This is a genomic window from Rhodoferax sp. GW821-FHT09E07, from assembly GCF_059416145.1.
Genome location: NZ_JBWKOP010000001.1, coordinates 38093 through 53086 on the forward strand (window position 1 = coordinate 38093; position 14994 = coordinate 53086).

16 protein-coding genes are annotated in these 14994 nt (G+C 61.3%); 4 read left to right on the plus strand and 12 right to left on the minus strand.

Annotated elements, in window-relative coordinates; all coding sequences use genetic code 11:
* The first annotated feature begins 14 nt into the window (after window positions 1-14).
* Both AC07OE_RS00180 and AC07OE_RS00185 read left to right on the plus strand, forming a co-directional pair.
* Window positions 15-764 carry an amino acid ABC transporter ATP-binding protein gene (locus tag AC07OE_RS00180; RefSeq protein ID WP_495069118.1) on the plus strand — a complete coding sequence of 250 codons (750 nt, stop codon included), beginning with the start codon at window positions 15-17 and terminating at the stop codon, window positions 762-764.
* A 93-nt stretch (window positions 765-857) separates the two neighbouring features.
* Complete coding sequence (locus AC07OE_RS00185; protein ID WP_495069119.1) at window positions 858-1691, plus strand: shikimate dehydrogenase family protein; 834 nt, start codon at window positions 858-860, stop codon at window positions 1689-1691.
* Here AC07OE_RS00185 and AC07OE_RS00190 read toward each other — a convergent pair whose 3' ends face one another.
* Genes AC07OE_RS00190 through metK form a run of 4 tightly spaced genes read right to left on the minus strand, consistent with a single transcriptional unit; the run spans window position 1692 to window position 6452 of the window.
* The gene (locus tag AC07OE_RS00190) at window positions 1692-3449 is read right to left on the minus strand and encodes an ArnT family glycosyltransferase (RefSeq protein ID WP_495068547.1); all 1758 of its coding nucleotides are present in this window, start codon (window positions 3447-3449) and stop codon (window positions 1692-1694) included.
* 32 nt (window positions 3450-3481) lie between these two features.
* The gene (locus AC07OE_RS00195; RefSeq protein WP_495068548.1) at window positions 3482-3964 is read right to left on the minus strand and encodes a GtrA family protein; all 483 of its coding nucleotides are present in this window, start codon (window positions 3962-3964) and stop codon (window positions 3482-3484) included.
* Window positions 3961-5217 carry a glycosyltransferase family 9 protein gene (locus tag AC07OE_RS00200; RefSeq protein WP_495068549.1) on the minus strand — a complete coding sequence of 419 codons (1257 nt, stop codon included), beginning with the start codon at window positions 5215-5217 and terminating at the stop codon, window positions 3961-3963. Before AC07OE_RS00200 ends, AC07OE_RS00195 begins: the two co-directional genes overlap by 4 nt.
* 53 nt (window positions 5218-5270) lie before the next feature.
* Window positions 5271-6452, minus strand: a complete 1182-nt coding sequence (gene metK / locus AC07OE_RS00205) for a methionine adenosyltransferase (protein ID WP_310339978.1) — start codon at window positions 6450-6452, stop codon at window positions 5271-5273.
* Window positions 6453-6632: 180 nt separating this feature from the next.
* Here metK and AC07OE_RS00210 point away from each other — a divergent pair, with 180 nt between their 5' ends.
* Window positions 6633-7463, plus strand: a complete 831-nt coding sequence (locus tag AC07OE_RS00210; protein WP_495068550.1) for a lysophospholipid acyltransferase family protein — start codon at window positions 6633-6635, stop codon at window positions 7461-7463.
* A 12-nt stretch (window positions 7464-7475) separates the two neighbouring features.
* Window positions 7476-8339, plus strand: coding sequence for a lysophospholipid acyltransferase family protein (locus AC07OE_RS00215; protein WP_495068551.1), 864 nt, complete (start codon window positions 7476-7478; stop codon window positions 8337-8339).
* Here the strand turns inward: AC07OE_RS00215 and yihA are convergent.
* From yihA to AC07OE_RS00255, 8 genes are all read right to left on the minus strand, one after another.
* Window positions 8336-9055 (minus strand): ribosome biogenesis GTP-binding protein YihA/YsxC, encoded by a 720-nt coding sequence (yihA, locus tag AC07OE_RS00220; RefSeq protein ID WP_495068552.1) that lies wholly within the window; start codon window positions 9053-9055, stop codon window positions 8336-8338. The two genes, AC07OE_RS00215 and yihA, sit on opposite strands and share 4 nt — an antisense overlap.
* Before the next feature lie 34 nt (window positions 9056-9089).
* Window positions 9090-9665, minus strand: a complete 576-nt coding sequence (locus AC07OE_RS00225) for a recombinase family protein (RefSeq protein ID WP_495068553.1) — start codon at window positions 9663-9665, stop codon at window positions 9090-9092.
* Between the two features lie 206 nt (window positions 9666-9871).
* A complete protein-coding gene (locus AC07OE_RS00230; protein ID WP_495068554.1) occupies window positions 9872-10741 on the minus strand; it encodes a zonular occludens toxin domain-containing protein in 870 nt (289 codons plus the stop codon).
* A gap of 3 nt (window positions 10742-10744) precedes the next feature.
* Complete coding sequence (locus AC07OE_RS00235; RefSeq protein ID WP_495068555.1) at window positions 10745-11071, minus strand: DUF5455 family protein; 327 nt, start codon at window positions 11069-11071, stop codon at window positions 10745-10747.
* Between the two features lie 312 nt (window positions 11072-11383).
* Window positions 11384-12751: a hypothetical protein gene (locus AC07OE_RS00240; RefSeq protein WP_495068556.1), complete on the minus strand. Its 1368-nt coding sequence runs from the start codon at window positions 12749-12751 to the stop codon at window positions 11384-11386.
* A 56-nt stretch (window positions 12752-12807) separates the two neighbouring features.
* On the minus strand, window positions 12808-13035 hold the full coding sequence (locus AC07OE_RS00245; protein ID WP_495068557.1) for a hypothetical protein: 228 nt from the start codon (window positions 13033-13035) through the stop codon (window positions 12808-12810).
* A 382-nt stretch (window positions 13036-13417) separates the two neighbouring features.
* Window positions 13418-13762 (minus strand): CTX-RstB family phage integration protein, encoded by a 345-nt coding sequence (locus tag AC07OE_RS00250; RefSeq protein ID WP_495068558.1) that lies wholly within the window; start codon window positions 13760-13762, stop codon window positions 13418-13420.
* Window positions 13759-14994: a phage/plasmid replication domain-containing protein gene (locus AC07OE_RS00255; RefSeq protein WP_495068559.1), complete on the minus strand. Its 1236-nt coding sequence runs from the start codon at window positions 14992-14994 to the stop codon at window positions 13759-13761. The genes AC07OE_RS00250 and AC07OE_RS00255 overlap by 4 nt, the downstream gene beginning before the upstream one ends.

Genomic DNA, 14994 nt, shown 5'->3' on the forward strand with positions numbered 1-14994 from the left:
AAGCCAACAGCACCATCACCAACGAAGCTACGCCCATGATCGTGATGGAGCACGTGGACAAGTGGTACGGCCAATACCAGGCCCTGACCGACGTGAACCTGTCGGTCATGCCCGGTGAAAAGATTGTTCTGTGCGGCCCTTCGGGGTCGGGCAAGTCCACCCTCATTCGCTGCATCAACCATTTGGAGACCTATTCCAAGGGCCGGGTGCTGGTGGGTGGCATTGCGCTGAACAGTGACGCCAAGGCCATCAGCGCGGTGCGTGCCGAAGTGGGCATGGTCTTTCAGCAGTTCAACCTGTTTCCGCATTTGACGGTGCTGGAGAACTGCATGCTCTCGCCCATCCACACGCTGAAGCAGACGCGTGACAAGGCCGAGGCCACGGCACGCCGCCTGCTGGACCGCGTGCGCATCCTCAACCAGGCCGACAAGTACCCGGCGCAACTCTCGGGCGGGCAGCAGCAGCGTGTCGCCATTGCCCGCGCCCTGTGCATGGAGCCCAAAGTGATGCTGTTTGACGAGCCCACGTCGGCGCTCGATCCCGAGATGGTGAAGGAAGTGCTGGACACCATGGTGTCGCTGGCCGAGGAGGGGATGACCATGATCTGCGTGACGCATGAAATGGGTTTTGCCCGCGCCGTTGCAGACCGCGTCATCTTCATGGCCGAAGGCAAGATTCTGGAAGAAGGCCCGCCTGCCACTTTTTTCCAGAACCCGAAACATGAACGCACCAAGGCTTTCCTTGGTGACATCCTGGGTCATTGAACACGTGACTATCCACACAGTGATGCCCCACGGCTTGGGAGCCCAGCGCACCGATGCCAAGGTCACGAGGACCTGCAAGGTGGTCCCGCGATGATCATTTCCGGCCACACCGAGCTGATTGCGCACATCGGTTTTCCCACCCATGCGTTCAAGGCGCCCATGATCTACAACCCCTGGTTTGAAAAAGCTGGGGCCAATGTGGTGGTGGTGCCCATGAGCTGCAAGGGCCCGGACTACGCCGGGTTTCTACGCAGCCTGTTCAAGCTCTCCAACATCCGCGGTGCGCTGATCACCATGCCGCACAAGGTGCCCACCACGGGGCTGGTGGACGAGCTGTCGCCCACTGCTGCCATTGCGGGGGCCTGCAACGCGGTGCGCTTGGGGGCAGATGGGCAGCTGCAGGGCGATATGTTTGACGGTGCCGGCTTTGTGCGCGGCGTGTTGCGCAAGGGCTTGGTGCTCCGAGGTGCGCGCGCGCTGGTGGTGGGGAGTGGCGGCGTGGGCTCGGCCATTGCAGCCTCGCTGGCGGCGGAGGGGCTGTCGGCACTGGCTTTGTTCGACGTAAATCCCGAGGCCGCAGAAGGCTTGGCGGATCGGCTGCGCCAGCACTACCCGGCGTTAGACGTGACGACGGGCTCTACCGACCCTGTGGGTTTTGACCTGGTGGTGAATGCCACGCCGCTGGGCATGAACGCGGGGGATGCCATGCCGCTGGACGTATCACACCTGTCGCCCCGCACCTTTGTGGGCGAGGTGGTCATGAAGTCGGAAACCACGGCCTTCTTGGCCGCCGCACAGGCTCGTGGTTGCCGGGTGCAGGTGGGCTCGGACATGCTGTTCGAGCAGATCCCGGCGTACCTGGAGTTCTTTGGCCTGCCCAGCACTACGCCCGAAGAACTGCGTGCCGTGGCGACGCTGCAGTACTGATCAATGGCTGGTGGCGGGGGTTAGCAGCCACTCCCGGCGGAACAACCATTGCTGGGGTTGCCACAGGTTGTCCAGCGTCACCTCACCGTCCTTGTGGCGGCTTTTGACATGCCAGCGCTGCGCCACCAGGTTGCAGCGGGGCAGGCAGCTGGGTTGTTCATCCAGTTCGTCTTGCAGCCACACCACGGCGTCAAACTCCGTGAGCAAACGGTCCAGTCGTTCGGCGGGCGGCATCTCGGGGTAGAGCGCGCCGGTGTTGCGACCTTCGGCGTCATAGGGCGTGATGCGTGCGCCGGGCAGCACAAAGTGGAAGCGCTCGTACTGGCCGGTGAATCCGTTGGGCACGGCCAGTCGCTGGCCGCGCATCTGGCTTTGCACCGCTGCGCTGTACCCCGCGTCGTCGCCCGAGATCGGTTGCACCATCAGCGTGAAGCATCCGTACACCGCCAGGCAGGCCAGCAGCGTGGCGTTGCGCACCCAGGAAAAACGGATAAATCCGGCCGTAGCCCCCGCCAATCCTGCGGTAGCAGCTAGCAAAGTCATAGCAACTTCCGTGGTGCTTGCCATGCCCAGGCTACCCATGACCCAGCCAATGCGACCCAGCATCACCAGCGCAGGCACCGTGATGAGCAGCGTGGCCGCGAACCAGACGCGGTGCAACCGGTCCCAGAGCAACGCCATGGCGATGGCCAGCGCCGGCATGGCCGGAATCACATAGCGCTCCGAGCGTTGGTTGGGAATGGTGAACACCACCAGCCAAACTACCAGCCAGGCCAGCAACACCCATAGCGCGGGGTTGAGTTGTGCGTACTGTCGCGGGCGCCAGCCGCGCGCCAAGGCCTGCAGGCAGAAGCCCAGCACCGGCAGCGCCAGCAGGCCGCCGTTGGCCGGGTAGGCTAGCAGCTGCGTCCACATGGGGTAAGCGCCGTAGAGTGCGGCCTGCCAGTAGCCCATGCTGCTGGACATCTTGCCGGCGTTCTCGGCCACCACAAATTCCTGCCACACCTCGGCCGGGTTGGGGTCCAGCACAAACCACAGCGCAAAGATGCCCAGGCCCAGCACCGCGCTCCAGGTCACACCCGCGGTGGTGCGCAGCGTGCTGCGCCAGTTCCGGGGTTCGCTCAGCAGCACGGCACACCACAGGGCAGCGGCCGTGGGCGCCACCAGCGCAAACGACTTGTAGGCCGCGCCCAGGCCCATGGCGATGCCGATCAGCGTGTAGGCCACTGCGCCCAGTTGTTGGGCGGGGGAGGTGGGATGGGTTGTACGCAGGTGCAGCCACAGCAGCCACCACATGGGCAGCGCCAGCCAGAAGGTCTCGGGCGCCGAGGTGAGGTACACGCGGCCGTAGCGGAAGGTTGAAAAGTACAGCAGGTACAGCGCCGCGGCAATGCAGGCGGTGCGCAGCTTGCCCGGCGCAGGCGCCATGCGGTGGGCAAAGAAGGCCAACAGCGCGGTGGTAGCGAAGGTGTAGACGATGCTGGGCATGCGCAGCGTAAACAGGCTCCAGTGCTGGCCCCAGCCACCGGCCACCATAGCCTGCCAGATCAGCAGCGGTGGCTTGGTGTTGCGGGTGCCGATGAGCTCGGACTGCAGCGGCAGCCAGTGGCCGCTCTCGGCCGTCATGCGGGCGATGTGGATGTAGACCATCTCATCGCCATTGGTGGGTGCATAAAAGCTGCCCAAGCCGAAGAGATACAGGGCGGCAGCCAAGACCACCAGAGCCAGCCAGGGCCAGGTCGGGACGCGGTGTGACAAAGCGTGGGCCTGCATGGTGCCGCTGACTGCGCTCAGTCTGGGTTGCGCTTGAAGGTCCAGCGGTCGTTGGCCAGGAAGTTGCTCACGCTGGCCGCGACGATGGCAATGATGTTGGCCACGCGGTAGTCCATGCTGCCTGACAGCAGCAGTGTCAGCACGTACTGCAGGCCACTGCCGAAGGCCGACGCCGTGATGTACTGGCCAAACTCCAGGCCCAGCAAGCGCAGGCTCACGGGCTGGGCTTCTTCGGCTTCTAGCGTTTTGACACGGTCCGACCAGGTCCACAGCCGGTTCCAGGTGAAGTTGTTCAGCGTGGCCACGGCAATAGCCAGTGCCAGCGAGAAATAGGGTTTGTTGTAGGCCGCTTCCAGTGCGCTAAAAAGGAACTCATGTCCTAGGTGCAGCACCACCAGGTTCACCACCGTGCCGCTGGCGCCCACAATGCCGAACTTGATGTAGCGGTAGCGCTCCATCCAGCCCAGTGTCCATAGCACCAGTCGCTGCAGTGTGTTCATGCTGCAGCGCCTGCGCTGCGCATCGGGACACCAACGCTGCGCAAAAAGGCCAGGGCCTGGTCCAGCACGGGATCGGGCGCAATGCGCTTGAGGCACTGGTTGTCCCCGTCGCAAAAGGTGAGCCGGTGGTTGTAGGCCGTGAGACACGGTGAGCAGGCAATGCCGGATTCGAGAATGATGGTGCGTTTGCCCAGGGGGCCGTAGAGCTTGCCGGTCTCGGGCCCGAAGAACACCATGGTCTGGATGGGAGTGACGGTGGCGAAATGGCTGGGCCCGCCGTCATTGGTGATGAGCAGGGCGCTGGCATGCATGAGCATGAGCAGCTCACGGATGCTCTTGGTGTAGCCGGTGAGGTCGATGCAGGCTTCGTGGTGGACCTGGTTTTGCAGGTCCCGAGCCAATGCCGCATCGTCTTTGAGGCCAATCAGGCCCACGGCATAGCCCGCCGTGCACAGGCCCTGCACCACACGCGCATAGTGGCTGGCAGGCCAGGCCCGCTCAGGCAGGATACCCCCCCCGGCATACACCAGCACCAGTTGGCGGGTTCGGGTCACGGGGTGGTCGGTTTCCACCTTGTTGCGGTAGGTGGCCAGTTCGTCGACGGTAAATTCCACCGAGAGCTCTGGCTCTGGCGGAATCTCGCGGATGGGGCCAACGCGGTTGCGCGGCATGCCTTCAGGCGACTGCAGCGCATCCACCAGTGACAAAAACTGCTTGCTGATGTGCTGGTAGGGGTTGTAGGGAATGCTGTGGTTGATGAAGCTGCCGCGGTACAGGCCTTCCTGCGTGTGGGGCGTAAAGCCTACGCGTACAGGGGCGCCGGTGCTGAAGGACAGCAGAGCGCTCACGCGCGAGAAAAGCTCGCAATCAATAACTGCATCCAGGCCGATTTGGCGCATCTTGAGGCTCACCGCCAGGATGTCGCGGATCAGCGAACCGCCGGAGCTGTCATCCAGCGTGTGCATGTGCTCGACTTCGGTGAGCGACAGCAGCTTGGAAACCTCCTGGTTCTTCTTGAGTTGCAAGATATGGATGGCCGCGCCCGGGTACTGGCGGCTCAGGGCCGCAAACATGGGACCGGCCAACACAATGCTGCCCATTTCGGAGAGCAGGATCACCAGAATGTGTTTTGGCGATTGGCCCATGCGGGCGGGCGTACCCCAGAGTCCCGTGAGCTTCACCCAGCCAGACACCGCGCCGCACAGCAGTTGGCCAACCCAGCGGTCTATGAATCGTTGCGTTTGGAGTTTCATCGGGTTGGCATTGTGCCAGCGGCACAGCAGTGCGCCGCTGGCTGGGGCCGGCTTTACAGGCCGGCGGCTGCGCGCAGGGCGGCAGTTTTGTCGGTGCGTTCCCAGGTGAACTCGGGTTCTTCACGGCCAAAGTGGCCGTAAGCAGCTGTTTTCTCGTAGATGGGGCGCAGCAAGTCCAGCATCTGGATGATGCCCTTGGGACGCAGGTCAAACACCTCGGCAACGATGGCCGACAGCTTGTCGTCGGCAATGACGCCGGTGCCTTCGGTGTAGACCGTGATGTTCATGGGCTTGGCCACGCCGATGGCGTAGGCCACTTGCACCTGACACTGCTTGGCCAGGCCCGCAGCCACCACGTTCTTGGCCACATAGCGCGCAGCGTAGGCCGCGGAACGGTCTACCTTGGACGGGTCCTTGCCGGAGAACGCGCCGCCACCGTGGGGGCAGGCGCCGCCGTAGGTGTCCACAATGATTTTGCGGCCGGTCAAGCCGCAGTCACCCTGGGGGCCGCCCACCACAAAACGACCCGTGGGGTTGATCAGGTATTTGGTGTTCTGCAGCCATTCCTTGGGCAGCACGGGTTTGATGATTTCTTCGATGATGGCTTCGGTGAACGAGGCCTTCATCTTGTGCTGGGTTTCCGATTGGTCCGGGCTGTGCTGGGTGGACAGCACCACGGTGTCGATGCTGTGGGGCTTGCCATCCACATAGCGCATCGTCACCTGGCTCTTGGCGTCGGGGCGCAGGAAGGGCAGGCGGCCGTCTTTGCGCAGCTGGGCTTGGCGCTCCATCAAGCGGTGGGCGTAGTAAATGGGCGCGGGCATCAGCTCGGGCGTTTCGTCGCAGGCGTAGCCGAACATTAGGCCCTGGTCACCGGCACCGGTGTTCAGGTGGTCGTCGGACGCATGGTCCACGCCCTGGGCGATGTCGTTGGATTGCTTGTCATAGGCCACCAGCACGGCGCAGCCCTTGTAGTCGATGCCGTACTCGGTGTTGTCGTAGCCGATGCGCTTGATGGTGTCGCGCGCCACCTGGATGTAATCGACGTGTGCATTGGTGGTGATTTCACCAGCCAACACGACCAGACCGGTGTTGGTCAGGGTCTCGGCAGCCACACGGGACTTGGGGTCCTGCTTGAAAATCGCATCGAGGATTGCGTCAGAAATCTGGTCGGCGACTTTGTCGGGGTGACCTTCAGAAACAGACTCGGAAGTAAAGAGAAAATCGTTCGCCATAGCTAAGTCTCCAAAAAAACATCAAGTCGCGTTGCTTGGGCCTTGGAGCTTACAGCGAACGCTTTAGCAGATTCGCCGGAATTGGCGAGGCACAATGGCGTTCCTTTGCGGTTCGCCCTGTGGGTGTCGCCCTGCAAGTAGTTCCATAACTCAGCGACACCTGCGATTTTATCCCACTCCATGGACCTTGTTTTCAAATTGCTGTCTGTCTTTCCGCTGTGGCTGCTGCACGGGCTGGGCTGGGCTGTGGGCTGGCTGGCGTTTTTGGGGTCGGCGACCTACCGTGGCCGATTTCTGGCCAATGCCCGCCAAGCGGGGTTGGCAAGTGCCGATTGGCGCCGGGCGGTAGGAGAGTCTGGGAAGCTGGCGGCCGAACTCCCGCGGCTGTGGTTGGGCCGGCCCGTAACCGTGCGTTGGCACGGACGAGAGCATGTGGAAGCCGCGTTGCAGCAGGGACGGGGCGTGGTATTCCTCACGCCGCACCTGGGTTGTTTTGAAATCACGGCCCAGGCCTACGCGCGGCAATTCGGCCAGGGCGAGCAACCCATTACCGTGCTGTTTCGCCCGCCGCGCCAGTCCTGGTTGCGCGAAGTGGTGACACGTTCGCGCGCCCGGCCCGGCATGCACACAGCGCCGACGACGCTGGCAGGGGTCAAGCAGATGCTCAAGGCGCTCAAAGCCGGCCAATGCGTAGGCCTGCTCCCAGACCAGGTACCGCCGCAGTCGCAAGGCGTGTGGGTGCCATTCTTTGGCAAACCGGCCTACACCATGACGCTGTCGGCCCGGCTGGTTCACCAGACAGGAGCCCAGGTACTGTTGGCTTGGGGCGAACGCTTGCCGTGGGGTCAGGGCTATGTGGTCCATGTGCAGCCGCTCGCTGTCGCGCTGGCCTCCGATCCTGATACGGCTGCGGCCCAACTGAATGCGGCCATGGAGGACTTGATTGCCCACGCACCAGCCCAGTACCTCTGGGGCTATGCGCGCTACAAAACTCCGCGTGAGACGGTCTGAGGCCACGTGGTGATGCGCAACTGGATTGTGAAACTCATCGTGGCCCAGGGGCGTTTGCCTTTGTCGGTCGTGCGCGCCTTGGGATTGGTGCTGGGTATTGCCTTGTACCTTTTGGTGGGTTCGCGTCGGCGCGTGGTACAGACCAACCTGGCCCTGTGTTTCCCGCAGTGGAGTCAGGCTGAGCGGCAGCGCGTAGTGCGCCAGGTGTTCGTGGTGTTTGCCCAGGCCTGGCTGGATCGGGGCTGGCTGTGGCATGCCCCGCCTGCTGTGGTGCAGTCGCGCGTGCGGCTGACGGGTGCCCTGGATGCCCTGAAGGGAGAGGAGCCCGTGGTGCTGTTTGCACCGCATTTCATGGGGCTGGACGCGGCGTGGACCGCGCTGACCCAGCAGATCCCGCGGCGCTTTGCTACCATTTACTCACCGCAGCTCAACCCCGCCATGGACGCCTGGATTCTGGGCGGGCGCCAGCGCTTTGGCGAGCCCGAGCTGGTAGCGCGGCTGGCCGGAGTCAAGCCCATCGTGGCGGCCGTGCGCAAGGGGGAGCCGCTGTACCTGTTGCCGGACATGAATTTCGATCCGCGCGAATCCCTGTTTGTGCCGTTCTTCGGCGTCCCTGCTGCCACGGTGCCTTCGCTGTCTCGCTTTGCGAAGCTGGGGCGGGCCAAGGTGGTCCCGGTGGTGACGCGGTTGACACCCCAGGGCTATGACGTGGAAATCCTTCCAGCGTGGGCGGATTTTCCTGGCGATGACCTGGAAGCGGACACCGCACTGATGAACCGGCGCCTGGAAGACTACATCCGCGCCATGCCCGCCCAGTACTACTGGGTGCACAAGCGCTTCAAGGACCGGCCTGCGGGAGACACCGCTCCGTACTAGGCAGGATCTGCGGCTTCAGGCGCAGCGGCTTTGGGGTGGGCCCACTGCCATAGCAGCTGCGCCACATCTTCCACGCCGATGCGTTTGGGGGCTGAGAATAGTTTGACTTCGCCACCACCGGCCTGCAGCTTGGTGATGGACAGTACCTTGGCAGCTTCTGAACGGGTGAGCTTGTCGGCCTTGGTGAGGATGACCAGGAACTTCAGGCCTTCCTGCACGCGGGGGCGGATCACGTCCAGCAGGATTTCATCAAGTTCGGTCATGCCGTGGCGCGGGTCACACATCAAAACGATGGCTTGCAGATTCTTGCGGCTGACCAAGTAATTGGCCATGACCTGTTGCCAGCGAATCTTGTCCTGCTTGGGAACCGCGGCGTAGCCATAGCCTGGCAAATCGGTCAACACCGCGTCGGTGACCCCCTGCTTGCCGAGTGCAAACAGGTTGATGTGCTGCGTACGGCCGGGTTTTTTGGAGGCGAAAGCCAGCTGTTTTTGCTGGGTCAGCGTGTTGATGCACGTGGACTTGCCCGCATTGGAGCGGCCCACGAAGGCAATTTCCGGCACATCCAGTTCAGGCAAGAAGTGCAACTGGGGCGCGGTGGTCAGAAAGCGCGCTGTGTGCAACCAACCCATGGCCACGACGGCGGGGGACTTGGTCGGGGCGTCGGCGACCGATGGAGCGGGCGAATTGCCGGGTGGGTTTGAGGTGTTGGTCATTGATTTGAAAGGTAAACCCAGAGCCGCATTGTACTTAGACGCTGGTTTTGGGCCTACCTGGCCGACTAAACAACGACGGAGGGAACCTAAGGGAAATCACGCGTTTAGCCACGCACTCATGTACGCCAAACGCACGTGCAATGGACGGCAGCGTATAGCCACCTTGAGCAAACGCTGCCACTAGCTCTTCTTCCCTGTCCGGAGTGAGCGACGGACGCGTGCCCCACCTCTTCCCCCTGGCCTTTGCCGCAGCCTGACCAGCCACAACACGTTCACGAATCATTGAGCGTTCAAGCTGGGCTACGGCGCCCAGGATCTGAAAGGTGAATTCCCCGATTGGGTTTGACGTATCAATCGGCTCTGTCAGCGACTTTATCGAGGCTCCAGCAGCTTTTACACGGCTCAGAATGTGGAGGAGATCCGACAGGCTTCTAGCGGCTCTGTCGAGCTTCCAGACTACCAGCAAATCACCTGTTCGCAGCGAAGCAATGGCACGCTGCAACTGTGGGCGCGGGCCGACGCCGGAGCCTGAATCCTCAAATATCTCAATGACACCAGATGCGCGCAAAGCATCGAGTTGTAAGCCGGTGTCCTGGGCGTCCGTGGACACCCGCGCATACCCTACTTTTCTCAAAATATCCTCCCTGTTTTTAGGGGGTGCAGAGTACCCACCTGGTGGTTTTCCAATCGCCGAAAAAGCAGGGTTTAGCGGCTCGGGTCTACCTGGTAGTTGTGGCGAACGTCAGTCCGGCCAAAGGCCCGAAGCGAGTTTGAAGACGAGGACGGCAAACACGACCCAGAGGATGAATAGGCCCATCAGATGGCTCCTTGCATGGTGAGGGTGCGGGCGTAGTGCCAGGCTTTGTCTGGTGGCAGTTTGGCCATTTTTTCCACCAATGGCAGCTTGGGCTTGAGTGGTGGCTTGATGCGCGGTTTAAACACGTTAGCGAGCAGACCTTTGCGCACTGTGGGATCTGCGAAGCGGCCTTTGATGTGCCAGGCCGAAAGGTAGCTGAATGGTCCGCCGAATTGCTCGGTGTGGAAGGTGGGTTGGGCGGGATCGCGGTGCCACTCGCGGAATACCTGGAAGGTGTCGTAACCGTTTTGCAGGTAGTCATTGCGGAAGAATTCGCGGTCCACCTGGAGGTTCGGAATGTCGGGCATGCTGATCATGGCGACGTGGAAGCGCGGCAGACGGCCAGACTCGCCGAGAAATTTGCCGATCATGGGGATTCTGATGTTCTCCGCTGCTATGCACTTGACCACATATTGGGCCAAGGACTTGCGCACCTGTTTGTCGATCATTTCCAGATCCTGGACGCACAGGTAGCAGTCGTAACCGTATTTGCGCGAGTGAATCAGCCAGTCGATCAGCGCGGCACGGTCCTTGTCCTGGAAGCTGCGGGCGTTGAGCCAGGAGCCGAGTTCGTCCAGGACCAGGACGCCGTTTTTCTTGGTGTTGTACTTGTCGGGGTTGCCGTGGCCAGCCGAGGCCAGATCCTGAGCCGTGGGCTTGTCTGGGACACGGATAGGCGTTTGACGGTTGGCCAGGGGCAACAGGTGCTCCATGAACAGATCGAAGTTGGTGACGACCTTGCGACCCGCGAGAAGTGCCTCGCGCATCTTGCCCATGACCCATTTGCCCTTCCCACCCCCGAGCTTGCCGACGACGATGTAGACGGCCATGGCTTAGGCTTTCACGATGAGGTGCAGCAGATCCCGCTGCCAGGTGTACACGGTGCAGGCAGTCCACATCGTGACGTACGTGGACACGCAGAACGGTGCGGCTGGTGGGACGCCGAGGCCTAGGCACAGCACCCAGAACTCGGGCATGCCTGCGCTGCTGGTGGACAAGCCAGCGAGCGCGAGGCGCATCGCGGTGTACAGGCCCAAGGTGAGCGCGGACATGGCTGCTACCGCAGCCACTCCAAACGCTACCTTGCGCGTGAAGTACTGCGCCAGCCAGGCGACCACGCCGGCAAAGAGGTTGGTGAGTAGTGCTCCGAGTATTGGCATGGTGAACCTACAGGTTGTTTTTCATGGCGCGAGGGGGGGTGGTTGGACGGGGTACGCATGTACCCGCGACATGTGTTTGTGGTGCGCCTGCCCCCGCAGGGGCCTCCAGGACGTTTTTCCCCCTTGGGGTAGGTAGTGGCATTGGCGTGGCATCGCGTGGGCCGTATTGGCGCGTATAGACCCCTTCCCGCGTGCCTATGCTTTGGCCGTCTGGCATTGTGGGTGGGTTGCAGGCCCTCCGTTTTCTCCGGTTTCCTTCGGAACCCTCCAAAAACTCCATGCCTTCCACCTGGGTGAGTTGGTCGGTGTGCATCAGGACACTCCGGCCGAGGTGACGCGGAACACCATGCTGATCACTGCGCCGAAGGTCCACACTACCCACAGCATGTTCATCAGCAGGTAGATCTTGTCCATGTACGGGCAGATGTCGAACGTGATTTGCTTGCTGCCGAGCCTCTCCGGCAGCGTCATCAGCACGACGGGATGGCAGGTCTCGACGTTCTGTAGCCACGTGGGCACCACTCCCCAGCTCGTGTCTTTGCCGTTTCCGTTCTTGATGCCGTCCAAGGTGTCGTTGAGCGACTTTGCGCCGTCTGTGAGCGCTGCCTGGCCGTCATTGGTACCGGTGGTCGGCGTGCCGGTTTCGTCGATCTTGCAGGCGGGTCTGCCTGCCAGGCCGCAAGTCTTCGCGTCGTCATTGGTTGCTGCGGGCGTGGTGCTGGTGCCGCCCGTTGTTCCACTGCTTGGCGTGAGCGGGAGCGGTGAGCCGATCGGTGCGTTTGAGCCGTCAAGCGATGAGGCGGGCCCGCCGTCGTTGTTACCCGTCCCGCTAGCAGGTGTTCGAGACGCTAACGGCAGTGCGCCGGAGCTGCCTGCGGTGGGGTTGCCTACCCTGCGCGTAGGAGTACCGACTGGCGACTGCAACACGTTGCGGCTGCTTGCACTGGACGGCACACATACGCCCTTGCCGTTAACTGTTCCATAGGTGCCACTGCATGCGGCGGCGGCATCGGTGCTCTCTGTGAGCATCTTTTCGCTGGAACTGGGGGTGCAGCTGGCGCCGGTGTACGACACTTTGTAGTCTTGGCTGACACGGTAGAGGCCTTGGGCATTGGGGGTGCTGGCGATCCAGGCGCTGCCGAGGTTCGAAGGGTCATTGGTGAGGGTGACAGAACACTGACTACCGCCACCGCTGACACACGCGCTGCCTGCGGTTAAAAGTGACGTGAATTTGTCGGCATAGGTGTTGACCGAACCCGACTTGCTGAACTGCGGATCTTCCGTGAAACCAAGAGTGAAATTTACCGTCTTAGTTTCGCCCGACGCAGGGCATGGGAGGGAGGCCGTGCCGTTGGCCGTGGCAGTGATGGTGTTTCGCCCAGCAAACACGCCGCCGTTGTATGTAACGTCGCAAGCAGACACACCAACCAGGACGACGCTGACGGGGACAACGTTAGTGCCCGCCTTGGCATTGTTGTACGAGACGCCGATAAGGTTACACGCAGCCTGCGCGGTAGCTTGAGGCGCCATGGCAGGCTGACCGCCGTACACGGTTCCGACGTACGTAGTCATCGTGGCAGTGCCCTGGGCGCGGGACGCTACGGGAAATAGCGCGAGCAATACGACCATCGTGAACAGATAGCCGTAAGCGAGGATGGTAAGGATTGAGCGGCGATTCATAGCTATCCAGATGGTTTACCAATGGGCGGTGCACCACCCATCAGAAAGCCGACTGGTTAGGCCTTGCCGCCAAGGCGCTTCACGAACTTGGAAGCGACTTGCCAGACCACGCCGCCACCGGCAACGGTCAACATTGCGGCGCCACCGATGGCCACAACTTCCAGGATGCTGGTCACACCGGAACTGATGGCTGTAGACACGGCAGCGTCCACAGCAGCTTGCGAGGCTGCGGATGCAAACAGAACGCCAGCAGCGATCAGACCGCGTTGAATGTTTTTGTTCATGATGAAGACTCCTTTTTGAAACCCGGAGAACGCCGGGACGTATCAGGCTGAGTTGCCTAGATCCTTGATGATTCGTGCGTACTTTCCCCACTGAAAGCCGACGAAATAGCAGGTGATGAGAGCGCCCGCAAAGTAGGCCGCGAATTCGGCTTCACTCATTGCGCGTACCCCCTTTGGTAGCCCAGCACTCCGGCAAAAAAACAGGAGGCGACGGCTACCACAACCATGAGCAATTGAACGTCTGTCATTGACAGTCCTTTACTCCGGCACAAGACCAGAATTGGTGAAACTGGGCGAGGCGTTCCTCGCGGTCATGGGCGGCAGTGGTCCAGGCGCAGGAGGACAGCAGCGCCGCCATTGCTACGACCTGGAGCACTCGCATTTAGACGGTGGCGGGCGCAGCGGCTCGGGCACCTGAAGCGTTCGCGTTCTTAATGGCCATGGCCGCATTGAGCGGAACAATGTCGATAATTTCGGTCTGCTGCTTGCCGTACAACATAACGTCCTGCGTATGCAATTCAGCTTCAAAGGGCAGCGGCAGATGCGCGACCTTTTTGATGATCATTGGCTCTACGTTGTGCTTGCCACCGGCATAGCCTTGGCTGCTGGTGTCACGGGCGCTAAAAGGCACCAGGACGTGGATTTCTCCGATGCTGTAGGGCTTGGGTGTGCCCGACTTGGTGGACACGCCTTCTTTGATCATGTGACCTACGATTTGAACTTTCATGCGACTAACCTTTCGTCGAGCTGATACCAGGTGGGAACGCTTGCGGGCTTCAACTCAATTACCCGAATGCGCGGTTGAAAAATGGCGATGTTTCGACGGACTGAAATGTCTATTCCGTAGCTCAGCAGTCCCGTGCGATGGCGGCGAAATGTGCGATCGCTAAGGCGTTTAGACATATCGTCACCCGCGAGGTAATCGCGTGCGGTGCGGCGTAATGCGTTTGGAACGTGTTCCAGGTCGTCGTGCGAGTGCTCAGCGCGTGTCAGCACTGCGGCACGCTCTTCAAAGAGCAATTCCATTTGTTTCATATCGAAACCCCCGAGGTGGTTACAGCCCATCGCTATGAGCTGCGTTGCTTTGCAAGTCACTTCAAAACGCACCAGGCCGACCTGCTCGCAGTGGTCGATTAGTTCCTGTGGGCCACCGCGTTTTTTCATCTCGGTGGACTTGATGTAAACCTTGGAAAAGATCCGGCGAGATCCTTCGCCCCAATGGACGGTCTCGCCGTCTGACGACGCGCCGACTTTTAGGCGCGTGTTTCCTTGCTGTGTTGAAAGCCACGCAAGGTAGGCCCGGGCATCACTGAGGCAGCCCGTTTCGTAATTGGCAGTCAGGTCGATACGGCTGATCGTTGCACCTGTCCACGCGGGGCGCAGAGTGCAATGGCCGTCTTCGTGTCTAACTTGCCGATAGAACTTTTGCCCTGCAGAAAATGGCGGCAAGCCGAGCCGCTGCAGGATCTTGTTAATGCGGTTCAGGCATTGGTTAAAGCTGAAACCCCAGAGGTTGTCAGTGCGTCCAAATTTGGACACGTTGCCGCTGAACATGACGGTGTGGCCATCGCATCGCACCTGGACAGAGGTTTCATAGCTGCCCTCGATCTTGCTGGCGCGTTTGGTCTGCCATTCCACTTCGCCGTTGGCGTCCACACCGAACACGACGCCGCAATTCACTTCGGGCAGCTCATGCTCATGGCTTTGGCGGATCGTCAGCCAGTCCACGAAGAACGGTTCTTCGCGCTGGTCGCGCCGGTCCAGGTCACCAAAGTTCCAGGTGGTTTTGCCGGAACTGAGGTCAGAAGATCCGGAACGGAATAGGCGGCCATCGCGCTCATAGTCCTGGAATTTGCCCAGCATATTGCCGTGCATTTCCTGCCACCGTGCGGCCTTTTGTTGCCCGGTTTTTTGGTCGTTTTGGCCAATATTGGCCGTTTGGTGAGGTGTTACTTGCAC